The 22,843-nt window shown below is 67.6% G+C and carries 20 protein-coding genes and 1 pseudogene; 7 read left to right on the top strand and 14 right to left on the bottom strand.

The window, feature by feature from the left end:
* A pseudogene (locus tag FHR73_RS21720) lies at positions 1–498 on the top strand (threonine ammonia-lyase, biosynthetic); the annotation flags it as partial.
* Positions 499–913: 415 nt separating this feature from the next.
* Here the strand turns inward: FHR73_RS21720 and FHR73_RS21715 are convergent.
* The 6 genes from FHR73_RS21715 to FHR73_RS21690 all read right to left on the bottom strand — a co-directional run bounded on the left by FHR73_RS21715 (position 914) and on the right by FHR73_RS21690 (position 7,423).
* On the bottom strand, positions 914–1,975 hold the full coding sequence (locus FHR73_RS21715; protein WP_183634002.1) for a DUF748 domain-containing protein: 1,062 nt from the start codon (positions 1,973–1,975) through the stop codon (positions 914–916).
* Between the two features lie 467 nt (positions 1,976–2,442).
* Complete coding sequence (ppa, locus tag FHR73_RS21710) at positions 2,443–2,970, bottom strand: inorganic diphosphatase (RefSeq protein WP_007161198.1); 528 nt, start codon at positions 2,968–2,970, stop codon at positions 2,443–2,445.
* A 51-nt stretch (positions 2,971–3,021) separates the two neighbouring features.
* Positions 3,022–3,858 carry a zinc-dependent peptidase gene (locus FHR73_RS21705; protein ID WP_183634001.1) on the bottom strand — a complete coding sequence of 279 codons (837 nt, stop codon included), beginning with the start codon at positions 3,856–3,858 and terminating at the stop codon, positions 3,022–3,024.
* A gap of 4 nt (positions 3,859–3,862) precedes the next feature.
* Positions 3,863–4,510 carry a DedA family protein gene (locus FHR73_RS21700; RefSeq protein ID WP_183634000.1) on the bottom strand — a complete coding sequence of 216 codons (648 nt, stop codon included), beginning with the start codon at positions 4,508–4,510 and terminating at the stop codon, positions 3,863–3,865.
* A 175-nt stretch (positions 4,511–4,685) separates the two neighbouring features.
* Positions 4,686–5,717, bottom strand: a complete 1,032-nt coding sequence (gene adhP / locus FHR73_RS21695) for an alcohol dehydrogenase AdhP (protein WP_183633999.1) — start codon at positions 5,715–5,717, stop codon at positions 4,686–4,688.
* Positions 5,718–5,902: 185 nt separating this feature from the next.
* Positions 5,903–7,423: an aldehyde dehydrogenase family protein gene (locus FHR73_RS21690; protein ID WP_183633998.1), complete on the bottom strand. Its 1,521-nt coding sequence runs from the start codon at positions 7,421–7,423 to the stop codon at positions 5,903–5,905.
* A gap of 248 nt (positions 7,424–7,671) precedes the next feature.
* Between FHR73_RS21690 and FHR73_RS21685 the strand changes: the two genes are divergently transcribed.
* Entirely contained in the window at positions 7,672–9,564 is a 1,893-nt protein-coding gene (locus tag FHR73_RS21685) for a sigma-54-dependent Fis family transcriptional regulator (RefSeq protein WP_183633997.1), read from the top strand.
* On the opposite strand, the gene FHR73_RS21680 is transcribed toward FHR73_RS21685, so the two are convergent.
* Positions 9,561–10,721, bottom strand: coding sequence for a C4-dicarboxylate ABC transporter (locus FHR73_RS21680; RefSeq protein ID WP_183633996.1), 1,161 nt, complete (start codon positions 10,719–10,721; stop codon positions 9,561–9,563). The genes FHR73_RS21685 and FHR73_RS21680 overlap by 4 nt on opposite strands.
* A gap of 130 nt (positions 10,722–10,851) precedes the next feature.
* On the bottom strand, positions 10,852–11,226 hold the full coding sequence (locus FHR73_RS21675) for a hypothetical protein (protein ID WP_058791008.1): 375 nt from the start codon (positions 11,224–11,226) through the stop codon (positions 10,852–10,854).
* A gap of 208 nt (positions 11,227–11,434) precedes the next feature.
* On the opposite strand from FHR73_RS21675, the gene mpl reads away from it, so the two are divergent.
* The 3 genes from mpl to FHR73_RS21660 are packed head-to-tail and all read left to right on the top strand — an operon-like array spanning position 11,435 to position 13,711.
* Positions 11,435–12,790, top strand: a complete 1,356-nt coding sequence (gene mpl, locus FHR73_RS21670; protein WP_183633994.1) for a UDP-N-acetylmuramate:L-alanyl-gamma-D-glutamyl-meso-diaminopimelate ligase — start codon at positions 11,435–11,437, stop codon at positions 12,788–12,790.
* Positions 12,790–13,422 carry a flavin prenyltransferase UbiX gene (gene ubiX, locus FHR73_RS21665; protein WP_026084064.1) on the top strand — a complete coding sequence of 211 codons (633 nt, stop codon included), beginning with the start codon at positions 12,790–12,792 and terminating at the stop codon, positions 13,420–13,422. Before mpl ends, ubiX begins: the two co-directional genes overlap by 1 nt.
* The gene (locus FHR73_RS21660; RefSeq protein WP_183633992.1) at positions 13,415–13,711 is read left to right on the top strand and encodes a YceK/YidQ family lipoprotein; all 297 of its coding nucleotides are present in this window, start codon (positions 13,415–13,417) and stop codon (positions 13,709–13,711) included. The genes ubiX and FHR73_RS21660 overlap by 8 nt, the downstream gene beginning before the upstream one ends.
* 139 nt (positions 13,712–13,850) lie before the next feature.
* Here FHR73_RS21660 and FHR73_RS21655 read toward each other — a convergent pair whose 3' ends face one another.
* Entirely contained in the window at positions 13,851–15,254 is a 1,404-nt protein-coding gene (locus tag FHR73_RS21655; RefSeq protein ID WP_183633991.1) for a PLP-dependent aminotransferase family protein, read from the bottom strand.
* Positions 15,255–15,399: 145 nt separating this feature from the next.
* On the opposite strand from FHR73_RS21655, the gene FHR73_RS22605 reads away from it, so the two are divergent.
* The gene (locus FHR73_RS22605) at positions 15,400–15,528 is read left to right on the top strand and encodes a hypothetical protein (RefSeq protein ID WP_007161186.1); all 129 of its coding nucleotides are present in this window, start codon (positions 15,400–15,402) and stop codon (positions 15,526–15,528) included.
* Here FHR73_RS22605 and FHR73_RS21650 read toward each other — a convergent pair.
* Both FHR73_RS21650 and FHR73_RS21645 read right to left on the bottom strand, forming a co-directional pair.
* Positions 15,516–15,992 carry a YbaK/EbsC family protein gene (locus FHR73_RS21650; RefSeq protein ID WP_183633990.1) on the bottom strand — a complete coding sequence of 159 codons (477 nt, stop codon included), beginning with the start codon at positions 15,990–15,992 and terminating at the stop codon, positions 15,516–15,518. The genes FHR73_RS22605 and FHR73_RS21650 overlap by 13 nt on opposite strands.
* A 63-nt stretch (positions 15,993–16,055) precedes the next feature.
* A complete protein-coding gene (locus FHR73_RS21645; RefSeq protein ID WP_183633989.1) occupies positions 16,056–17,432 on the bottom strand; it encodes an L-serine ammonia-lyase in 1,377 nt (458 codons plus the stop codon).
* A gap of 126 nt (positions 17,433–17,558) precedes the next feature.
* Between FHR73_RS21645 and FHR73_RS21640 the strand changes: the two genes are divergently transcribed.
* A complete protein-coding gene (locus FHR73_RS21640) occupies positions 17,559–18,494 on the top strand; it encodes a LysR substrate-binding domain-containing protein (protein WP_183633988.1) in 936 nt (311 codons plus the stop codon).
* Between the two features lie 421 nt (positions 18,495–18,915).
* Here FHR73_RS21640 and FHR73_RS21635 read toward each other — a convergent pair whose 3' ends face one another.
* From FHR73_RS21635 to FHR73_RS21625, 3 genes are all read right to left on the bottom strand, one after another.
* Complete coding sequence (locus FHR73_RS21635) at positions 18,916–19,557, bottom strand: oxidoreductase (RefSeq protein ID WP_007161182.1); 642 nt, start codon at positions 19,555–19,557, stop codon at positions 18,916–18,918.
* 88 nt (positions 19,558–19,645) lie between these two features.
* Complete coding sequence (locus FHR73_RS21630; RefSeq protein WP_183633986.1) at positions 19,646–21,184, bottom strand: C13 family peptidase; 1,539 nt, start codon at positions 21,182–21,184, stop codon at positions 19,646–19,648.
* A gap of 21 nt (positions 21,185–21,205) precedes the next feature.
* Positions 21,206–22,708: an AhpA/YtjB family protein gene (locus FHR73_RS21625; RefSeq protein ID WP_183633984.1), complete on the bottom strand. Its 1,503-nt coding sequence runs from the start codon at positions 22,706–22,708 to the stop codon at positions 21,206–21,208.
* Positions 22,709–22,843: the final 135 nt, after the last annotated feature.

The following is a 22,843-nucleotide window of genomic DNA, read 5'->3' as shown; positions in this document are numbered from 1 at the left end:
GGCAGCTTCCGTGCCTTCTGCGAAGCCCTGGGCCGGCGGCAGATCACCGAATTCAACTACCGCTACCACACCGGCGAAGAGGCCCATATCTTCGTCGGCGTCCAGACCCATCCCCAGCGCGATCCGCGCGAGGCCCTGCTGCAGGGCCTGCGCGACCAGGGCTTCCCGGTGCTGGACCTGACCGACAACGAGCTGGCCAAGCTGCATATCCGCCACACCGTGGGCGGTCATGCCGCGCGGGTCGGCCAGGAGCAGGTGTTCCGTTTCGAATTCCCCGAGCGGCCCCGCGCCCTGTTCGACTTCCTCGAAAAGCTGGGCGGCCGCTGGAACATCAGCATGTTCCATTACCGCAACCACGGCGCGGCGGACGGCCGGGTGTTCGCGGGGCTGGAGGCCAGTGACGCCGAGCGGGACGAGCTGCTGGCGACCCTGGATGCCATCGGCTATCGCTATTGGGACGAGACGGAGAATCCGGCGTATCGGCTGTTTATCGGGTGAAGGGGTGTTGGGCTTCGCTGCGCTCAGCGCCAACCTACGGGTAGGGTGGATAACGGCGGAGCCTTATCCACCGTTGGCGCTCGTGTAAGTGGAAAACGCTGCGCGGTTTTCCACGCTACGAAATCCAATCGCCCCCTCTTCCTCTGGGAGAGGGCTGGGGTGAGGGTGGCCAGCCGAGAAACTAAGCCGTTGGGCTTCGCTGCGCTCAGCGCCAACCTGCGGGTAGGGCGGATAACGGCGGAGCCTTATCCACCGTTGGCATCCGTGTCAGCTAGTGGAAAACGCTGCGCGGTTTTCCACGCTACGAAGTCCAATCGCCCCCTCTCCCTCTGGGAGAGGGCTGGGGTGAGGGTGGCCAGACGCGAGAAGTTAAGTTGCTGGGCTTCGCTGCGCTCAGCGCCAACCTGCAGGAGCTTCAATCCGCGTCATAGCGGGCACTGAAGGCTCGTACGAAGGCGTTGCGCAGGATATTGAAGAAGGCCTGCAGCGGGCTGATGTCCTGGTTCTTCACACTGCCGGACAGGTCGACGCGGGTGGCGAACTGGTCGCGGCGCTGATTCTTGAGCAGGGTCTGGGCGGTGCCAACCACGGCTTCCCAGGCGCTTTCCAGAGCGTTCTTGTTGCGATTCTCGACGTCCTGCTGCCAGTCGAAGATGTCGACGTTCTTCATCAGGGGTTTGACGTAGCCACTGAGCTGGCCGTCCACCGCCTTGGCTTCCACCACCACGTCGCCGCTGCCGGCGCGGAAATCGAACTTGCCGTAGGCACGGGCGAAGTCGTTGAGCTTGGGCAGGTCGATATCGGTGACCCTCAGTCGGAAGTCGAAGTCGGTGAAGTCCTTGAACGGATCGAAGCGGGCGCTGGCTTCCAGCGGCGCGCTGCCGAGCACGGCGGCCTTGCCTTCGAAGTGGGCGATGCGTTCGCCCTGGGCGTCGGCGGCGTTGGTCAGGTTGTAGAGGCTGGCGTTGACGTCGGTGGCCGCCAGATTCACCTGGGGCTTGGAATTGAAGTTGCGGAAGGTCACCCGCCCGTTGACCACCCGCACCTCGTCGAGGGTGATGGAGATCAGCTTGTCGACCTGGTCCTGCCAGTCGGTGCCTTCGCCGGTCTGCGACTGTTCCTTGCGCGCGCCGCCGTCGACGAAGTTGAGTTCGGGACGATCGAAGAGGATGCGCCCGACGATGGCATGGTCCCGCCACAGCGAGCGCCAGCTCACCGCGATGTCGATGCTGGGTGCCTTGAGAAAGGGCACCGGCACCTTGCCGTTGACCTTGACGATCTCCAGGCCGTCGATGCGGTAGGCGCCGCGCCACCAGGCCAGGTCCACGTCGGTGACCTGGCCGCGATAGTCGCCCATGTCCGCCAGCTTGTCGTTGAGGTAATGGCGGATCAGCAAGGGCGCGGCCAGGTGCAGGCACAGCAGCAGGACGACCAGGCCGATGAGGATATAAAGAGGCAGGCGCAGACGACGGGACATGATGGCGGCTCGGGACGGACTTCGTCCCCGGTCGACCCTGGGCGCCCGGCTTGAGTTTCTTGCGACCAGGCGGGGCGGGAGGAGCCGGAGGCTGCGCTGGTAACGAAGGGCTCTGGCTTGCCGCCTGGCGAACACCAGACCTCGGCGCCGGTCGTCGGTCCGCTGGGCGTGGCTGAGCGCCACTCGAACCGCAGACGCAAAAAAGCCGGCTTGTGGCCGGCTTTCGAGGGCGGGTTGAGCTGATTTTTGGTGAGCCCGGCCCGCCCGGGTTGCCCTTGCCGGGCAGATGAGAAAGAGGCCTGGGCCTCCGGCGGCGATCGGCAGATGGCGGATCGGCGCAGGGTCGCGGATGGCGACGAGGGGTGCAGGGTAGTCGCTTTGCCGCCGGATAGGAAGCCCGGCATGGCCGGTGTGACGTCCGGAAACAGAAAAGCCCGGCGAACCGGGCTTTGCGACAGCGGCGTGGATCAGCCCTTGTAGGCGGCCACGGCCTTGGTGATCTCGGCGCGGGCGGCGTCGGCGTCGCCCCAGCCTTCGACCTTGACCCACTTGCCCTTCTCCAGATCCTTGTAGTTCTCGAAGAAGTGCTTGATCTGCTCCAGCAGCAGGGCCGGCAGATCGGTGTATTCCTTCACGTCCTTGTACAGGACGCTCAGCTTGTCGTGGGGGACGGCGATCAGCTTGGCGTCACCGCCGGCTTCGTCGGTCATGTGCAGCACGCCGACCGGACGGGCGCGGATCACGGCGCCGGGAGCGACCGGGTAGGGGGTCACGACCAGCACGTCCAGGGGATCGCCATCGTCGGCCAGGGTGTTGGGGATGTAGCCGTAGTTGGCCGGGTAGAACATGGGGGTGGCCATGAAGCGGTCGACGAAGAGGGCATCGCTGTCCTTGTCGATCTCGTACTTGATCGGCGCGTGGTTGGCCGGAATCTCGATGGCGACGTAGATGTCGTTCGGCAGGTCTTTGCCGGCGGGAATCTTGCTGTAGCTCATGAACGGGTCCCTCTGGTCGGTTGGGAAAAGTGGCCGGGAGTATAGGCGCTTTCAGATCGGGGTTCGAGCTTCGGACCCCGGGGGTGTTGGCTGTTGCACGCTCGCCAGGCTGACGGCGAGACGCTGGCGCGGATCCTGGCGGAACAGCTGCTGCAGCTGCGCGTAGACCGCCGGATAGTGTTCGCTGAGCAGGTCGGGCGCGCTGAAGAAGTACTCGCAGGCGACGGCGAAGAATTCCTCGGGACTTTCCGCCGCATAGGGGTCGAGCGGGGTCTCGGCGTCCGGATCGGCGTCGAGTTGCCGATTGAGCGCGTCATAGGCGTTCTGCAGGGCGCCGGTCCAGGCCGCCTGGGGCATGCCGGCGTGCAGCGGCGGCTGGCCGTTGCACAGGCCGCCGGCGAGCAGGTCGAGAAGGTGGGCGAATTCGTGGATGACCAGGTTGTAGGCCTCCCAGCCGCCACTGGCCTGGATGCCGGGCCAGGCCAGCACCACCTGGCCGCGATCCCAGGCTTCGCCGTCGCGCTCCTCGTCCCATTCGTGCTCCAGGCCGCCTTCGTCGCGATGGCGCTGGGGACTGACGAAGGCGTCGGGGTAGACGACGATCTCGCGGACGTTGGGATAGAGCGCCGCTTCCGGCAGGTGCAGCAGCGGCAGCAGGGCCTGGGCGGCCAGCAGCAGGCGGTCGCCGTCGTCCAGTTCCAGGCCCTGGAGCAGGGTCAGGCGCTTCTCGGCGAGAAACAGCACGCAGTGCTCGCGCAGCCAGGCGTCTTCCTCGACGGTCAGGCCATCGAGGATCGGCAGGCGTTGAAGCAGGCGCGCCCAGAGCTCGTCGGCGATGGCGACCCGCTCCAGCAGGCGCCGCTCGCGCCAGGCGCGCCAGAAACCCAAGGGCTCAGACTCCGCTCTGGACCGCGGCGCGCCGGCTCTTGATCAGGCCGAGGATCATCGGCAGCAGGGAGATACCGATGATGGCCAGCACCATCAGGGTGAGATTCTGCTTGATGAAGGGCACGTTACCGAAGAAGTAGCCGAGACTCACCAGACCGCCAACCCAGAGCAGCGAGCCGAGCACGCTGTAGGCGAGGAAGTAGGGGTAGTGCATGCGGCCGACGCCGGCGACGAAGGGGGCGAAGGTGCGGATGATGGGCAGGAAGCGCGCCAGGGTGATGGTCTTGCCGCCGTGGTGCTCGTAGAAGGCCTGGGTGCGCAGCAGGTAGTCGCGGCGGAACACCTTGGAATGGGGATTGCTGAACAGCTTGTCGCCGGCGAAGCGGCCGATCAGGTAGTTGGTGCTGTCGCCCGCCACCGCGGCGAACATCAGCAGGCCGGCCAGCAGATAGGGGTCCATGTCGCCGAGGGCGGAGAGGGCGCCGGCGATGAACAGCAGGGAGTCGCCGGGCAGGAAGGGCATGACCACCAGACCCGTCTCGCAGAAGATCACGGCGAAGAGAATGACGTAGATCCAGGTGCCGTACTGGGCTACCAACCCGCTGAGATAGACGTCGAGGTGCAGGATCAGATCGATCGGGTTGAATTCCATGGGGCGTGCCTACCGTGGTTGCGAGGGTCCGGCGGCGATTATAAAGGCAGCCGGGACCGGGTTTTGTGGCCTGGTCGAGATCGGCGCCGGGAAAAAACGCCAGCCGCTCAGAGGTCAGGGTAGGGCAAAGGTTCACTCCCGCGCCCGGATGGGCGCGGGAGTGGCGAGCCAGGTCTCAGCTCAGCGCCATGTCGATCACCACCCGACCCTCGATGCCGCCGCCGTGCATGCGGGCGAAGATGTCGTTGATGTTCTCCAGCGGTTCGGCGCTCACCGTGGCCTTGACCTTGCCCTCGCCGGCGAAGTCCAGCGCCTCCTGCAGGTCCAGGCGGGTGCCGACGATGGAGCCGCGCACCGTGGTGCCGTTGAGCACCATGTCGAAGATCGACAGCGGGAAATCACCCGGCGGCAGGCCGTTGAGGGCGATGGTGCCGCCGCGGCGGGTCATGCCGATGGCCTGCTCGAAGGCCTTGGGCGAAACCGCCGTGACCAGGGCGCCGTGGGCGCCGCCGATCTCCTTCTTCAGGTAGGCCGCCGGATCCTGCTCGCGGGCGTTGACCGTAACCTCGGCGCCCAGGCGGCGGGCGAGGTCGAGTTTCCGGTCGTCGACGTCCACCGCCGCCACGTTCAGGCCCATGGCCCGGGCGTACTGCACCGCCATGTGGCCAAGCCCGCCGATGCCGGAGATCACCACCCAGTTGCCCGGCCGGGTGTCGGTCATCTTCAGGCCCTTGTAGACGGTGACCCCGGCGCAGAGGATGGGCGCGATCTCGACGAAGCCGACGTTGTCCGGCAGGCGCCCGACGTAGCCGGCATCGGCCAGGGTGTATTCGGCGAAGCCGCCGTTCACCGAGTAGCCGGTGTTCTGCTGGGACTCGCAGAGGGTCTCCCAGCCGCCCAGGCAATGCTCGCAGTGGCCGCAGGTGGAATACAGCCAGGGCACCCCGACCCGGTCGCCTTCCTTGACGTGCGTGACCCCCGCGCCCACCGCCACCACATGGCCGACGCCTTCGTGGCCGGGGATGAAGGGCGGGTTGGGCTTGACCGGCCAATCGCCCTGGGCGGCATGCAGATCGGTATGGCAGACGCCGCTGGCGGCGATCTTGACCAGTACCTGGCCGGCACCCGGGGTGGGCACCTCGACTTCGCGGAATTCCAGGGGTTTGCCAAAGGCGGTGACGACAGCGGCTTTCATTGTTTTGGGCATGACGAATCCCTCATGGAGGCATGATGCGTGGATGAAGCCAGACGGGGCCTGCGCCGGGACGCACCTGTCCGCCACGGGCGGCCGCTGCGTCTAGCGTCGGCCACCCACGGGGAGGGGGTGTTGATCCAGGTCAGGCGGGAAGCGCGCCCCGACGTCCTGCTGAGGCGCGCGATCCAGGCGTCGCTTTAGAAGAAGCCCAGCGGATTGATGTCGTAGCTGACCAGCAGATTCTTGGTCTGCTGGTAGTGGTCGAGCATCATCTTGTGGGTTTCGCGGCCGACGCCGGATTTCTTGTAGCCACCAAAGGCGGCATGGGCGGGATAGAGGTGGTAGCAGTTGGTCCAGACGCGCCCGGCCTTGATGCCGCGGCCCATGCGGTAGGCGCGGTTGATGTCGCGGGTCCAGACCCCGGCGCCGAGGCCGAACTCGGTGTCGTTGGCGATGGCCAAGGCCTCGGCTTCGTCCTTGAAGGTGGTCACGCCGATCACCGGGCCGAAGATCTCTTCCTGGAAGACGCGCATCTTGTTGTGACCCTTGAGCAGGGTCGGCTGGATGTAATAGCCGCTGGCCAGGTCACCCTGCAATTTCTCGACGTTGCCGCCGGTGAGGAATTCGGCGCCTTCCTGACGGGCGATCTCCAGGTAGGAGACGATCTTCTCGAATTGCTGCTGGGAGGCCTGGGCGCCGACCATGGTGTCGGTGTCCAGCGGATCGCCGCGCTTGATCTGGGCGATCTTCTTCATCACCGCTTCCATGAAGGGCGCGTAGATGGATTCCTGTACCAGGGCGCGCGAGGGGCAGGTACAGACCTCGCCCTGGTTGAAGAAGCCCAGGACCAGACCTTCGGCGGCCTTCTCGATGAAGCTCGGCTCGGCCTGCATGATGTCTTCGAAGTAGATGTTGGGCGACTTGCCGCCCAGCTCCACGGTGCTGGGAATGATGTTCTTGGCCGCGCAGGCCAGGATGTGCGAGCCCACCGGGGTCGAGCCGGTGAAGGCGATCTTGGCGATGCGGGTGCTGGTGGCCAGGGCCTCGCCGGCCTCCTTGCCATAGCCCTGCACCACGTTGAGCACGCCGGGCGGCAGGAGGTCGCCGACCATCTCGACGAACAGGGTAATGGACAGCGGGGTCTGTTCGGCGGGCTTGAGCACCACGCAGTTGCCGGCGGCCAGCGCCGGGGCCAGCTTCCAGGCGGCCATCAGCAGCGGGAAGTTCCAGGGGATGATCTGGCCGACCACGCCCAGCGGCTCGTGGAAATGGTAGCTGGCGGTGTTGTCGTTGATCTCGGCGGCGCTGCCTTCCTGGGCGCGGATGCAGCCGGCGAAGTAGCGGAAGTGATCGGCGGCCAGGGGTACGTCGGCGTTGAGCGTCTCGCGCACCGCCTTGCCGTTGTCCCAGGTTTCGGCGACGGCCAGTTTTTCCAGATTCTGTTCGATGCGGTCGGCGATCTTGAGCAGGATCAGCGAGCGGTCCTGCACCGAGGTGCGGCCCCAGGCATCGGCGGCGGCATGGGCGGCGTCCAGGGCGCGCTCGATGTCGGCGGCGTCGGAGCGGGGGAATTCACCGATCACCGAGCCGTTCACCGGGGAGGTATTGGTGAAGTACTGGCCTTTCACCGGGGCGACGAATTCGCCGCCGATGTAGTTGCCGTAGCGGGCCTGCAGGGTCAGCAGGGCGTCTTGGGTGCCGGGAGCTGCGTAGCGCATGGTGGGTCTCCTGTTTGTTCTTGTAGGAAGAGCGGCGCTCCGATCCTGAGCAAGGCGCGGGCCAAGTCGGGCGAACCCGCATGGCTGCGGCCTCGCGGCCTGTTCCGGGGAACGCCGCCACCTGCCACTGTGACAGAGGTGTCACCCCTTGGCGTGACAGCCTGTCACCTGGGGGTGACAGAGTGCCCAGTCCGCCCGATTTGGCCTATGCTGGGGGCCGCGCAGACGCCTCGCGGAGGACAACAACAATGGCCGCCACCCCGTCCGATCGTCATGCCAGCCAGGTGCTCGAACTCGCCCGCGGCGCCGTCCTCGACGGCCCGGCCAGCGATCCGGCCATCGCCCGCTCCTGGCGGCGCTGTCTCGACGAACACCAGCTGGACCCGGCCGCTCCGGTAGCGCCCTGGGTGCTGGAGCGCGCCCGCTTCGACGAGCACCGCCAGCGCCAGCAGCGGGTCTTGCAGATCGCCCGTGGGCAGATGAATGCCCTGCACCAGCAACTCGGCGGCGCCGGCCATGCCGTGCTGCTCACCGATGCCCGTGGGCTGATCCTCGATTGCGTCACCGCCGAGGCCGAGCGCGAGACCTTCCAGCAGGCCGGGCTGTGGTTGGGCGCCGACTGGAGCGAGGCCTGCGAGGGCACCAACGGCATCGGCACCTGCGTGGTGGAGCGCCAGGCGCTGACCATCCACCGCGACGAACACTTTCGCAGTCGCCATACCCAGCTGACCTGCTCGGCCAGTCCGGTCTTCGATCCGGCCGGCGAGCTGCTGGCGGTGCTGGACGTCTCCAGCGCGCGCCAGGAAGCCTCGCGCCAGGGCCAGTTCCACACCATGGCACTGGTCAATCTCTCGGCCAAGCTGATCGAGAGCTGCTATTTCCTCGACCGCTACGCCGACGGCTATCTACTGCGCTTCCATGCCCAGGCGGCCTATGTCGGCCTGCTCAGCGAGGGACTGCTGGCCTTTGACGACGAGGGGCGGATCAACGCCGCCAACGAGACCGCCCTGATGCTGCTGGGGCTGGCGCGCAGTGCGGTGCTGGGGCAGCGGATGGAAAGCCTGTTCGAGTTGCGGCAGGACGACCTGCTGGAGCGCGCCCGCCCGCAACCCAGCGCCTGCTGGGCGCTGCGTGGCCGCCAGGGCCAGGGCTTCCATGGCCTGGTGCGCGGTCCCCAGGTCCGGCCGGTCACCCCGGCGGCGGTGCCCAAGGCGCCCCTGCCCAGCGGCATCTGCCTGGCCGATCCGGCCCTGGCGCGGGATTTCACCCGGGCGCTCAAGGTGCTGGAACGTGACGTGCCGGTGCTGCTGCACGGCGAGACCGGCACCGGCAAGGAAGCCTTCGCCAGCGCCCTGCACCGCGCCAGCAGTCGCGCCGGCCAGGCTTTCGTCGCCCTCAATTGCGCGGCCATCCCGGAGACCCTGATCGAGAGCGAGCTGTTCGGCTATCGCGGCGGCAGTTTCACCGGGGCACGCAAGGAAGGCATGGCCGGCAAGTTGCAGCAGGCCGATGGCGGCATCCTCTTCCTCGACGAGATCGGCGACATGCCACTGGCGCTGCAGACGCGGTTGCTCAGGGTGCTGGAAGAGCGCCAGGTGGTCCCCCTCGGCGGCGGCGCGCCGCGGGCCCTGGACTTGCGCCTGGTCAGCGCCAGTCACCGCGATCTGGAGGCCCTGGTGGCCGCCGGCAGCTTTCGCGAAGACCTCTACTATCGCCTGCGCGGCCTGGTGGTGACCCTGCCGGCGCTGCGCGAACGCAGTGATCGGGGCGAACTGCTCGATCAGCTGCTGGCCGAAGAGGCCCGTGGCGAGTCGATTTGCCTCGCTCCGGCCGCGCGCGCCTGCCTGCTGGCCCAACCCTGGCCGGGCAACGTCCGTCAGTTGCGTACCGTGCTGCGCACCCTGGTGGCCCTCAGCGAAGACGGCCATATCGGCCTGGACGAACTACCCGCCGACTGCCGTGGCGCCCGGCCGCCCCTGCTGTCCAGCGCGGCGCCGGTCGACAGCGCCCGCGAGGAGCTGCGCGCGGTGCTGGACGACTGCCACTGGCAGATGACCCGCGCCGCCAAGCGCCTGGGGGTGAGTCGCAACACCCTCTATCGCTGGCTGCATCAACACGGCCTGCAGCGCCCCCAGGATTAGCGCACCTTCCCGCACAGGTGGGCGATGCAGGGCGAGACGAACAGATTGCCCCGGTAGGCGCCTGCCAGGGTGCGGCTGGCGACCAGGATCCACAGCAGGGTCAGCAGCACCACCAGCACGGCGCCCAGGCCGGTGAAGAAGGGCGCCGCCAGGGCTTCGCCCAGGCGCAAGGTGGTCAGGGCATAGACGCCCAGGGGAAAGGTGAAGCCCCACCAGCCCAGGTTGAAGGGCATGCCCTCCCGGGCCTGGCGCTGGGTCACCAGCACCGCCAGCGCCAGCCACCAGAGCCCCAGGCCCCAGAGCAGCAGCGCGCCCAGCAGGCCCAGGCCCCGGACGATCTCGCCAATGCCGACCAGGCCATGGGCGGCGAACACCGCAGGCGCAGCGCTGCCCAGCACCAGCAGCCCCAGGGCGCCGGTGGCGATCGGTCCCAATGCCAGCCAGCTCGACGCCGCCATGCTGGCCGGCGGCAGCCTGTGCAGCGCCAGGCGCAACAGCAGGATCACCAGCAGGCTGAGGGCGACAGGCACCGAATAGGCCCAGAGCACATAGCTGGCGACGAGCACCGTGAATTGCTCGCCGGCCGCCAGGTGCGGCACCAGCAGGCCACCACTGGCCGCCGCCACCTCCGCGGCCACCACCGGCAACAGCCAGACGGCGGTCATCTGGTCGATGCGATGCGCCTGGCGGGTAAACATCAGATAGGGGATCAGCACCCCGCAGGCCAGCGCCATGGCCGCGTCCAGCCACCAGAGGCCGAGCGCCAGGGGCAGCACCGCCGCGCCCCAGCGCGACAGGCCGAACAGCAGCAGGCCGTTGATCAGCGTGGCCAGGCCCATGGGGATGGTGCCGATAGACATCGAAACAGTGGCGTGGGCGAAGATCTCGCGCGCCTCGTCGAAGAACAGCAGCCAGCGCGAGGCATAGAGTCCGGCGAACAGGCAGAACAGCAGCACGTCGAGCAGCCAGAGGCCCTCGGCGAGGGCGGGCAATCCAGGCAACCGCCAGGGAAAGGCGGCCAGGGCGAGGGCCAGCACGCCGGTGCCCATGGTCACGGCGAACCAGTTGGGGGTGAACTGGCGGATGACCTCCAGGGGGCGGTCGAGCTGGCTAAAGGGTCTGAGGGCCTGCGCTGGGACAGCGGCGAAAAACGGCATGGCCGGGCTCCTGAAAGGGAAGGCCCTCAGGCTATGCCTGCTCGCTTATCATTAAAAATGAATGATTATGAAATATTAAACCATTGGGTAGATAAGGCGCTGCCCGCGCGGGGCAGACAGCGCCCGGGCATCAGGGCTTGGCCACGTGCCAGACCTGATTGACGCCATCCCCGGTGGTATCGCCCGGCTTGCTGTCCTTGACCCAGGTATACAGCGGTTTGCCCTGGTAGGCCCATTGCTGGCTGCCGTCGTCACGGGTCACCAGGCTGTAGCCATCGGCGGCCTTGGCGCCTGCTTCGGCTGTCAGCGGTGGCCAGTTCTGGGCGCAGGGACCGTTGCAGGCGGACTTGCCCGCGCTGTCCTTGGCGAAGGTGTAGAGCGTCATGCCCTTGCCGTCGACGAGCACCTTGCCCAGGGCGGTGTCGGCGACCTTGGTCGGCGCGGCGGCCAGGGCCAGGCTGGCGAAGGAGAGGGTTGCAGCGGTGATCAGCAGGTGTTTCAGCATGGTCGACCTCTTGTGCTTGTTATCAGGGCGAACGGATCCACGACTACCAGGGCATCCGCAAAGCCAGGGATGCCTTGCGCACTCTAGTCGAAATCCTGCCGCCTGGGGCCGGCGCAGCGCCGGGTATCCGCGACGGTCATCGCTCCGGCGGCGCGGCCCCCCGTGCTAACCTTGCCGCCGTTCAAATCCGTAGCGGAGCCCGCCTGTCATGCACATCCACATCCTCGGTATCTGCGGCACCTTCATGGGGTCGCTCGCGGTGCTGGCCAAGGAAGCCGGCCATCGCGTGACCGGCTCCGACGCCAACGTCTATCCGCCCATGAGCACCCAACTGGAGGCCCAGGGCATCGAGCTGACCCAGGGCTACGATCCGGCGCAACTGGATCCGGCACCGGACCTGGTGGTGATCGGCAACGCCCTGTCGCGCGGCAATCCGGCGGTGGAATACGTGCTGGATAAGGGGCTGCCCTATGTCTCCGGGCCCCAGTGGCTGGCCGAGCACGTCCTGCAGGGCCGCTGGGTGCTGGCGGTCGCCGGGACCCATGGCAAGACCACCACCACCAGCATGCTGGCCTGGGTGCTGGAGCATGCCGGCATGAGTCCGGGCTTTCTCATCGGCGGGGTGCCGCAGAATTTCGGCATCTCGGCGCGCCTGGGCGGCACGCCTTTCTTCGTGGTGGAAGCCGACGAATACGACAGCGCCTTCTTCGACAAGAGATCCAAGTTCGTCCACTACCGGCCGCGGACCACCATCCTCAACAACCTGGAATACGATCACGCGGACATCTTCCCGGATCTCGCGGCCATCGAACGGCAGTTCCACCATCTGGTGCGGACCATCCCCAGCAGCGGCCTGATCATCCACCCCACCGCCGAAACCGCCCTGGTGCGGGTGCTGGAGATGGGCTGCTGGACCCCGGTGCAGACCACCGGCGCAGGTGGCCAGTGGCAGGCGCGCCTGCTGGCCGAGGACGGCTCGCGCTTCGAGGTGCTGTTCGACGGCGCGGTGCAGGGCACGGTGAACTGGGCATTGACCGGCCAGCACAACGTGGCCAATGCCCTGGCCACCCTGGCGGCGGCTCGTCATGTCGGCGTGGTACCCGGCCTGGGCGTTGCCGCCCTGAGCGAATTCCGTAGCGTGAAGCGGCGCATGGAGAAAGTCGCCGAGGTGCGCGGCGTGACCGTCTACGACGACTTCGCCCACCATCCCACCGCCATCGCCACCACCCTGCAGGGGCTGCGCGCCCGGGTCGGTAGCGAGCGGATCATCGCCGTCATCGAGCCGCGCTCCAATTCCATGAAGCTGGGCGCCCACCGTGACGGGCTGCCGGACAGCGTCACCGGAGCCGACAGCGTCATCTGGTATGCCCCGCCGAATCTGGGCTGGGACCTGGCCGGTACGGCCGAGGCCTGCGCCGTACCGGCGGTGGTCTGCGATTCTCTGGAAGCGATCATCACCCGGGTCCAGGCCGAGCTGGACGGCCCCACCCACGTGGTGATCATGAGCAACGGCGGTTTCGGCGGCCTTCACGGCAAGCTGGCCGCCGCCCTGGAGCAGGCATGATGGCCGGCCCGGAACGCATCACCCTGGCGCTGACCGGCGCCTCCGGCTCCCAGTACGGTCTGCGCCTGCTGGACTGCCTGGTGCAGGAAGAGCGCGAGGTGCACTTCCTCATCTCCAAGGCCGCGCAACTGGTGATGGCCACCGAGACCGACGTGGTGCTGCCACCCAAGCCCCAGGCCATGCAGGCCTTTCTCACCGAATACACCGGCGCGGCCCCCGGCCAGGTGCGGGTGTTCGGCCAGAGCGACTGGATGGCGCCACCGGCGTCCGGCTCCAGCGCCCCGGCGGCCATGGTGGTCTGCCCCTGTTCCACCGGCACCCTCTCGGCCATCGCCACCGGCGCCAGCAACAACCTCATCGAGCGCGCCGCCGACGTGGCCCTCAAGGAGCGGCGGCAGCTGGTGCTGGTGCCGCGCGAGTCGCCGTTCTCCAGCATCCACCTGGAAAACATGCTCAAGCTGTCCAACCTGGGCGTGACCATCCTGCCGGCCTCGCCGGGCTTCTACCACCAGCCGCAGACCCTCGACGACCTGGTGGACTTCGTGGTGGCGCGCATCCTCAACACCCTGGGCATTCCCCAGGACATGCTGCCGCGCTGGGGCGAACATCACCTGTCCGGCAACGATGACTAGGGCCGTGCGCCTGGGCTTGCTGCTGCTGGCGGTAGCGGGCCTCGGCGGCTGCGCCACGGCGCGCACCCTCGACGCCGCCAAGCCCGGCGCGCCGGTGGTCTATGCCGGTACCCGGCTGGATCTCTATGCGCTGCAGGGCGGCTGCTGCGCCCAGGAGCGCTTCGGCGCCGAGGCGCCGGCCTGGCCGGTGCTGGACCTGCCTGCCAGCGCGCTGCTCGATACCCTGCTGCTGCCGCTGTCCCTGCCGGCCGCCATCGGTGGGCGGGGCAGTGTGAGTGGCGGCCTCTAGGCTTTATCTGAAAAGTGCCTGCGCTCGGTGATGCTGCGTTAAAAATCAGCTCGGAATGCTCATTTACCCTTTGTAAACTCCGCTTCCTCGCTGATTTTTGCCTTGCCTGACCTTCGCTCGGCTACCTTTCAAACAAACCCTAGAACGCCTTCAGCAACTCGCCGAGCCTGGCCATGGCCGTCTCGCTGCGGGCGTCCCATGGGTGCCCGCAATTGAGTCTGATGCAGTGGCGAAAGCCCTGCTGCGCGGAAAAGATCGGTCCCGGCGCCAGGCTGATGCCCTCGGCCAGGGCCTGGCGGTAGAGCACCAGGCTGTCCACCCGCATGGGCAATTCGAACCAGAGAAAGTAGCCGCCCTGGGGCCGGCTGACGTGGGTGTCGGCGGGAAAATAACGCCGCGCCGCGGTCAGCATGGCCTGGCGCTGGCGGTCGAGACTCAGGCGCAGGCGGCGCAGGTGGCGATCGTAGCCGCCGTGCTGGAGATAGTCGGCCAGCGCGGCCTGGGCCGGCATCGAGGGGGTGATGGTGGTCATCAGCCGCAGTCGCGCGACGGCGCCGGCCTGGCGACCGGCGGCGATCCAGCCGATGCGATAGCCGGGCGCCAGGCATTTGGAAAAGGAGCCGCAGTGCAGCACCAGGCCGTCGCGGTCGAAGCGCTTGACCGGGCGGTGCGGTTCGCTGCCGCTGTAGAGCTCGGCATAGACGTCGTCTTCCAGCAGCGGGACCTGATGGCGTTGCAGCAGGCCATAGAGGCGCTGCTGGGCGCTATCGTCGAGACTGACCCCGGTGGGATTCTGCAGGCCGCTCATGAACCAGCAGGCCTTGATCGGCAGGCGGTTCAGGGCCTCTTCCAGGGCATCCAGGTTGAGGCCGCGCTCGGCATCGACGGGAATCTCCACCGCCTTGAGCTGCAGTCGTTCCAGCACCTGCAGGCTGGCGTAGAAGGCTGGGCTTTCCACCGCCACCAGATCGCCGGGACGGGTCAGGCTCTGCAGCCCCAGGTTGAGTGCCTCCAGGGCGCCGTGGGTGATCACCAGTTCTTCGCCGACTTCCGGCATGCCGGCCAGGCCGTAGCGCCGGGCGATCTGTCGGCGCAACTCGGGATGGCCCGGGGTGACGTAGGCGGTGAGGTCCTGGGCGGGCAGGTCGCGCAGGCCGTGGGCCATGCTGCGGGCCAGGCGCGCCAGGGGAAAGAGATCGGGACTGGGAAAGGCCGAGCCGAAGGGCACGATGTCCGGATCCTGCAGCGACTGCAGCACCGAATAGACCAGGTCGCTCACCGCGACCTCGGTGCCCTCCAGGGGCGCCAGCAGCGGCGCCGCGTCCCGCGCCCGCGCCGGTTCGCGGACGAAATAGCCGGACCGCTCGCGGGCCTCGATCAGGCCGCGACTCTCCAGCAGGTAATAGGCCTGGAACACCGTGGAGGGGCTGATGCCATGGGTCTGGCTGGCGTTGCGCACCGACGGCAACCGCTCGCCGGGGGCGAGGACGCCGCGGGTCATCAGGGTGGCGAGCTGGTCGGCGAATCTTTCGTAGCGCTTCATGCAGGGCCAGGGCAGGGGAGACCGTCACTATAGCGAGCAGGGCTCCATCTGATCCGGTTTTTCATGTGTCTACCTGCTGCTGTAACGCGGGCGCCCCGAGGCCTAAGCTTTATCCATCCCTTTCTGGCATCCCTCGGAGGCAGCCATGGACGATGGTATCTTCATGATTCTCTTCAGCCTGCTCGCGCTCATCCTGCTCGGCGGCGGCTACTACGCCTGCGTGGTGCTGAACAAGGACCGGCGCGACGTGGAAAAGAACGATCAGCTGCGCTGATTGCCCACCTCGCAGACATCCACCCAGCGCGCCTCGCTGAGGGCGGCCAACCGCTCCGGGGTGAGGCGCACGCAGCTGTGGATGGCACCCGCGGCCGGTAATACCTCGTCGAAGGCTTTGAGCGATTCGTCGCAATAGACCGGCAGCGGGGTGGCCAGCCCGAACGGGCAGACGCCGCCCACCGGATGCCCGGTGAGGCCTTCCACGGTGGCGGCATCGAGCAGCTTGGCCTTGCCACCGAAGGCGGCCTTGAGCTTGCGGTTGTCCAGGCGCGCATCGCCGCGAGCCACCAGCAGCAACTGCTGCTCCCCGACTTTCAGCCCCAGGGTCTTGGCGATCCGCCCCGGCTCCACGCCATGGGCAGCCGCGGCCAGGGTAACGGTCGCGGTACTGGTGGTGGCCTCGAGGATCTCGAGATCGGGCGCGATGCGGGCGAGGTGCTGGCGGACGGAGTCGAGGCTCATGGGGCTTCCCGTGCAGGTAAACCCCGACTTTCGGTAATCCGTACCGCCCGCGTCAAGGCTGACTCAGCACTCCACGAAGGTCACGGCCAGGCCGCCGCGCGAGGTTTCCTTGTACTTGCTGTGCATGTCCGCGCCGGTTTCCTTCATAGTGCGGATCACCTGGTCGAGGGAGATGAAGTGCTCGCCGTCGCCGCGCAGGGCCATCTGGGCGGCATTGATCGCCTTGACCGCGGCGATGGCGTTGCGCTCGATGCAGGGCACCTGCACCAGGCCGCCAACCGGATCGCAGGTCAGTCCCAGGTTGTGCTCCAGGCCGATCTCGGCGGCGTTTTCCAGCTGCGCCGGGCTGGCGCCCAGCACCTCGGCCAGACCGGCCGCGGCCATGGCGCAGGCCGAGCCGACCTCGCCCTGGCAGCCCACCTCGGCACCGGAGATGGAGGCGTTCTTCTTGCACAGGATGCCGACCGCGGCGGCGGCCAGCATGAAGCGCACCACGTCGTCGTCGCAGGCATCGGGATTGAATTTCATGTAGTACATCAGCACCGCCGGGATGATCCCGGCCGCACCGTTGGTGGGCGCGGTGACCATGCGCCCGCCGGCGGCGTTCTCCTCGTTCACCGCCAGGGCGAAGAGGTTGACCCACTCCATGGCGGAGAGGGTGGAGCCGATGACGTTGGGCTTGCCGATGGCCTGCAGACTCTGGTGCAGGCGGGCGGCGCGGCGACGCACCTTGAGGCCGCCGGGCAGGATGCCCTCGTTGGCGAGACCGTTCTGTACGCATTCGCGCATCACGTTCCAGATGCGCAGCAGGCCGCTGCGGATCTCTTCCTCGGAGCGCCAGCTCTTTTCGTTGGCCAGCATCAGCTCGGCCACGCCCAGGCCATGGCGGCGGCACAGCTGCAGCAGCTCGGCGCCGCTGGAGAAGTCATAGGGCAGTTCGGTGGTGTCGTTGTCCAGCACGCCGCTGGCGGCCTGGGCGGCGTCCACCACGAAGCCACCGCCGATGGAATAGTAGGTCGCCTCGGCCACCTCGCCGGTGGCGCCAAAGGCGGTCAGGGTCATGGCATTGGGGTGATAGGGCAGGCTCTCGTCCAGCAGCAGCAGGTCTTCCTGCCAGTCGAAGTGGATCGCCTGGCGCCCGGCCAGCAGCAGCTGGCGCTCGTTGCGCAGGGCTTCGATGCGCGGCTCCACGGCGGCGGGATCGACGCGATCCGGCCATTCGCCCATCAGGCCGATCAGGGTGGCGCGGTCGGTGCCATGGCCGACGCCGGTGGCCGACAGCGAACCGTACAGACGCACCTCGACCCGCCTGACCTGTTCCAGCAGACCTTCGTCGACCAGGCGCTGGGCGAACAGGGCGCCGGCCCGCATCGGGCCCACGGTATGGGAACTGGACGGACCCACGCCGATTTTGAACAGGTCGAAGACGCTGATGGCCATGACGATAATCCCTGATTGAGCTTGAATGGTCGCCAGACAAGCTGCCGGCGGATGGCTCATAGTGGTGATAAGCCCTCAGCTCGCACAAACGAAAGCTTCTAAGCGATCCTTTAGCGGAACTCATCGATGAGCCGGATCCTCAACGCCCAAACCCAGGCCTGGCTGCAGGTCTTCGCCTGCGCCGCTCGGCATCTGTCCTTCACGCGCTGCGCCGAAGAGCTGCACGTGACGCCGGGCGCCATCAGCCAGCAGATGCGCCAGCTGGAAGAGCGCCTGGGCTTCAAGCTGTTTCACCGGGTGGCCCGTGGCCTGGAACTGACCGCCGAAGGCCAGCGCCTGGCGACCACCCTGAATCAGGCCTATGGACTGATCGACGCCGAATTGCGCCGTCTCAACGCCGGCCAGTTCGGCGGCGTGGTGCGCCTCAGGTCGATCCCCTCGTTTCTGGGCAAGTGGCTGACGCCGCGACTGCCGCGGCTGCAGGCGCGCTTTCCCGACCTGCAACTGCGGCTGGTGGCCGAAGACAGCAGCTGGTCGCTGCGCGAGGGCGAATTCGACCTGGCCATCGACCTCAACGACGGCAGCTATCCGGGCCTGGCCTCGACGCCGCTGATGGAGGAAGAGATCTTTCCGGTCTGTGCGCCCAGCCTGCTGGTGGGGCGACCGCCGCTGGAGCGGCCGGAGGACCTGGAGTTCTATCCGCTGCTGCACGACATCACCGCCTGGCGCGGCAGCTACGAATACGCCGAATGGGAGTTCTATCTGGCCAGCATCGGCGCGCCGGCGCTGGATGTGCGGCGGGGCCACACCTTCAATCGCAATCACCTGACCATCGAGGCGGCCATCGCCGGCATGGGCGTCGCCATCGCCCGTCGCGCCCTGATCACCGACGAGCTGGCCCGGGGCGTGCTGGTGGTGCCGCCCTTCGGCCGTTCGGTACCGGCGCACAAGAGGTACATGCTGCTCTATGCCCAGGGCGCCCTGGCCGATCCCCGTCTGCGCGCCCTGCACGACTGGCTGGTGCAGGAAGTCGATCAGATGGTGCTGGCCCAGCCGGCGTAGGAGCCACTGTCCGATCGCGACCCGGGTGGTCTGCCGATGTAGCGTCCGGCGCAGGTTGGGCTGAGCGCAGCGAAGCCCAACAGCTCCTGCCTCGGCACCGCTGATGTTGGGCTTCGACAATGGAGCCGTCTCAGCCCAACCTACGATTGATGGCGCCCAGAAGGCTGCTCCTGCAAGCGACCAAGCCTTCTGCACCGTAGCGCGGAAAACGGCGTAGCCTTTTCCGCTGTTGGCTTCGTCGTGAGGCATGCCCTCACCCCAGCCCTTTCCCGGAGGGAGAGGAGGCTATCCGAATGGGGAGTCGCTGTTGTAGGTCCTAGGAACGCTTGAACGATCCGTGCGGGGGCCTACTTGCAGGAGCGGCCGCATCGGCGGACCGCCATGACCGCGAGGGCGGCAACCCGGCCCTCGCTCTACGCCTTTATCGCCCCAGCTTGCGCAGCTCGTCCGATTCCACCACGCGCACGCCCTTGCCTTCTTCCAGGGCCAGGCGCCACAGCGCGCGGGCCAGGACGGCGGCTTCGATGCCGTGCCATTTGCCGGGCAGCCACTGTGACAAGGGAGCGGCCAGGCGCTCGCCGAGACGCTCTTCCTGGCGCTGGCCGATCAGCAGCGACGGCCGCGCCAGGGTCAGTTGCGTCCAGCCCTGGGCGCGCAGGGCTTCTTCCAGCTCGCCCTTGACCTTGTTGTAGAAGATCGAGGACTGGGAGTCGGCGCCGATGGCGCTGACCACGATGTAGTGGCGGGCGCCCAGTTCCAGAGCGCGCTGGCCGACCGCCAGGGGCAGGCCGTAATCCACGGCGCGAAAGGCGGCTTCGGAGCCGGCCTGCTTCATGGTGGTGCCCAGGCAGCAGAAAGCCACGTCCAGCGGGCCTTCCAGGGTCGGCAGCAGGCTGTTGAGATCACCCACCGGATTGTCCAGCCGGGCGTGTTCCGCCAGCGGACGGCGGGTCGGCGCCAGCACCCGGGGGACCGTCGGCTCGTTGAGGAGGCGGTCGAGCAGGTGTTCGCCGGTCAGGCCAGTGGCGCCGGCGATGAGGGCATGCTGAGGCGTCAGGTACACGGGGCTCTCCTTGTAGCGGCGACCGCTGATGTCAGGTTGGACCTCGGACGTTCCGGTTGTTCGTCAAAGCCCTGGTCAAAGCCGGCACTCAGCGACTCGCGCGCCAGGCGCGCCACTTCTGCAGTACGGCGGGCGGCGCCCACAGCTGGGGCTCGGACGGATCGAAGCCTTCGGTCTTCTCGCGTACCGACACGGTGTCGCGGGCGCGCTGGAAGGCCTGCTCGGGATCGTCGGTGTGCTGGAAGGCCTCGGCGAACAGGGCGCGGCCGAAGTAGGTGAAGTCGGCTTCGTCGGTGCAGCCGAAGGAGGTGCGATCGGCCTTGGACGCGGTCATCACCAGGGTGTGATCGTCCTGCAGTTGCGGGATGAAGCCGCCGCTGTAGCAGCTGGAGACGATGATCAGCTTGTCGCGGCCGCGCAGGGGCGCGAGCAGCCGGCCGAGCTCCGCCGCCGGCAGGCTGGAGAGATCCAGGCCCGGCTGGGAGAGCACCAGCTGATGGTCGGCCGAGCCGTGGCTGGTCAGGTAGATGAGGATCAGGTCCTCCGGGCCGGTGCGCTGGGCCAGGGCCTGCAGGCTCTGGTAGAGATTCTCGCGGGTGGCCAGCGGATGGTCGCTGCGGATGTCCTTGGCGTTGATCAGGTGGACGACGTCGCGCGCGCCCCAGGTGGTGGTTAGGAAATTGGCCACATAGTTGGCTTCGCGCTGGAACACGCCCTGGCCACCGTCACCGGCCAGGACCAGGCCATAGAGTTCGGTGGCAGGGGTGGACGCCGGGATCTGCTGCAATTCCTGGTCGAGCACCTTGCCCTGGTCGAGCAGGGCGCGTTCCAGGGGATCGGCGATGTACTGCCCCTGGTCGTCGCGGATGCGCTTGCCGCCCTCCCAGAGACCCCGTTCCACCTGGCCGTCGGCGCGGGTCAGGACGCCCATGCCGGCATAGACGCCGTCGGCGAAGTTGCCGCGATAGACGCTGCCGTCGCTGTTGGTGAGCACGCCCTGGCCGTCGAACTTCCAGTTGCGGAAGGCGCCGCGGTACTGGCTGCTGTCGCTGCCGACGAATTCGCCGTTGCCGGTCAGCTCGCCGCCACTGAAGCGCCCGCGCCAGAGATCGCCACCGGCACTGCGATAGACCCCGGCGCCTTCGAACTGGTCGTCGACGAATTCGCCGTCATAGCGATCGCCGCCCGGTTCCTGCCACTGGCCGACGCCATTGAGGTGGCCGTCGTTGAAGGTACCGATGGTCTGGGTGCCGTCGCTGTCGAGCTTGGACCCCTGGCCCTGCATGCGGCCGTTGACGAAGCTGCCGTGGTATTCCCAGCCGCTGCTGCTGATCAGGTTGCCCTGGCCATGGTAGAGACCGCGGCGAAAGGTGCCCTGGTAGTAGGTGCCGTCGGCGAATTGCTGCTCGCCGGGGCCCTCGGCCAGGCCGTCCTTGAAGCGGCCCTTGAGCCAGTTGCCATTGGGCCACTCGATGCGTCCGCTGCCATTGAGCAGGCCGCTGACGATGTCGCCGGTATAGACCCCGCCATCGGGCAGTCTCACGCTGCTCGCGTTGGGCGCCGCCTGGACAGCGCAGGCCGCCAGCAACAGCGCGGCGAGGGCGAGACGGGGCAGGAGGGCGCTCATAGGTGGGGTCGGGCGGGCGCTTTAACGCGCCTCGAGCCGGACCAGGTGACGCTCCAGCGTCGCGGAGTAGGGTTCCAGGAGACGCTCCACGCAACTGGCCCCGGCGGGGCTGGCGATGGTGCGGATACGGGCACGTTTACGCAGCAGCTCGTCCTCGGCGATGCTCTGCTCGACCAGCAACAGGTTGCGACTGTGGCGACTCAGCGCCTGGGCATTGCGTACGGTGGTGTTTTCCAGCAATTGGGCGAGCTCCAGGCCGGCGAGGCGTTCGCCCTGTGTCAGACCCAACTGCAGCTGCAGGGTTGCACCGCTGCCGACCACTTCCACCTGCAGGGCGTGACCCAGGGCACGCATGATCTCGCCGCAGCAGAGGGCGCGGGTCAGGTAGTCGTCGTCGTCGCTGCGTTCGTGGAAGAGGATCAGGCTGCCGCCATCCTTGAGGGTGTGCAATTCGCCGTCGTAGAGCTCGGTGGCCTGTTGCAGGCAGTCGCGATAGCGCTCCAGCAGCTGTTCGAGGCGACTGCGCGGCAGCCGGCTGAGCTGGTCCTGGGCGCCGAGCTGGATGGACAGCACCGCCGAGGTGACGATGTCGGGCTCGGTGGGCACCGCCGGGGCCGGGGTGGGTGGCGGTTCGGTAAAGGACTCGGGTACCAGTTCGGCGAAGGCCTCGGCGTCCAGTTCGCTGTCGGCGCCCGCGGCGGGCGCCTTGCGCGCGGCCGGCTTGGCGGCGGCAGCCTTGCGTGCGGGCGGCGGCTTGACGCTCAGGCCACCCTGCTCGTCGGCGAAGGGATCGTCGTCCTCGGCCGCGGCCACTTCCGCCTTGGGCGGCTTGGGCGGGACCAGGCGACTCTGCAGCTGGCGAGCCAGGTCGCCCAGTTCGTCGAGACGGCCGGCGCCCGGTGCGGGGTCATCGGGATCGCGCAGCCAGACGCGCAGTTCCAGCAGCGGAATCGACAGCTGACGACCCAGCCGCAGGCTGAGAATCAGCGTCAGCGCCAGCAGGATCAGGCCCAGCAGGCCCATGTTCTGCAGGCTGATCATCATCGGCTGCTGGAACTGGTCCATGTCCAGCGCCAGGCGCACCTGACCGGCGGTGACGTCCTGGAAGCGGATCGGCGTGCTGTAGATGCCATCGGTGGCGGTCAGCAGGCCCTGGCTCGGGCGCGTGCCGGACTCGGCCAGCACCCGGTTGTCCGGGCTGTAGACCGCGGCATGGGCCACCAGCGGATTGCGCGCCAGGTTGCTCAGCAGCACGTTGAGGCTGAGGTTGTCGTTGGCCACCAGCAATTCGGCGGCGGAGTTGGCCGTCTGGGTCACCAGGCTCTGGCCAACGGCGTCGGCCTGCTGCTGCATGGCATGGCGGAACTGCATGCTCATGATGCCGGCATAGATCACCAGGGCAGCCGCCACCAGCAGCAGACTGTGGGAAACGATGCGCAAGGCCACCGGCACACGACGCTGGCGCAGGGCTCGGTAGATCAGCAGGAAGAAATTATCGGGCTTGACGGTCGCGGGGCGGGTCACAGAAATCGTTTCTTTGGACAAAAAATGTGCGGCCAGTATAACCAGCGCGCCAGGGGTGCGAAAACGGCGAATGCAGGGCTTCGCCCGCAAAAGAGGCCGGCGGTGGACTCCCGCCGCCAGCCGGTGCCCATGGCT

Origin of the sequence: Pseudomonas sp. AS2.8 (genome assembly GCF_014190935.1) — a bacterium.
In the GTDB taxonomy this organism is placed as follows: Bacteria; Pseudomonadota; Gammaproteobacteria; order Pseudomonadales; family Pseudomonadaceae; genus Chryseomonas.
This window is presented reverse-complemented; position numbering and strand designations above follow the sequence as displayed.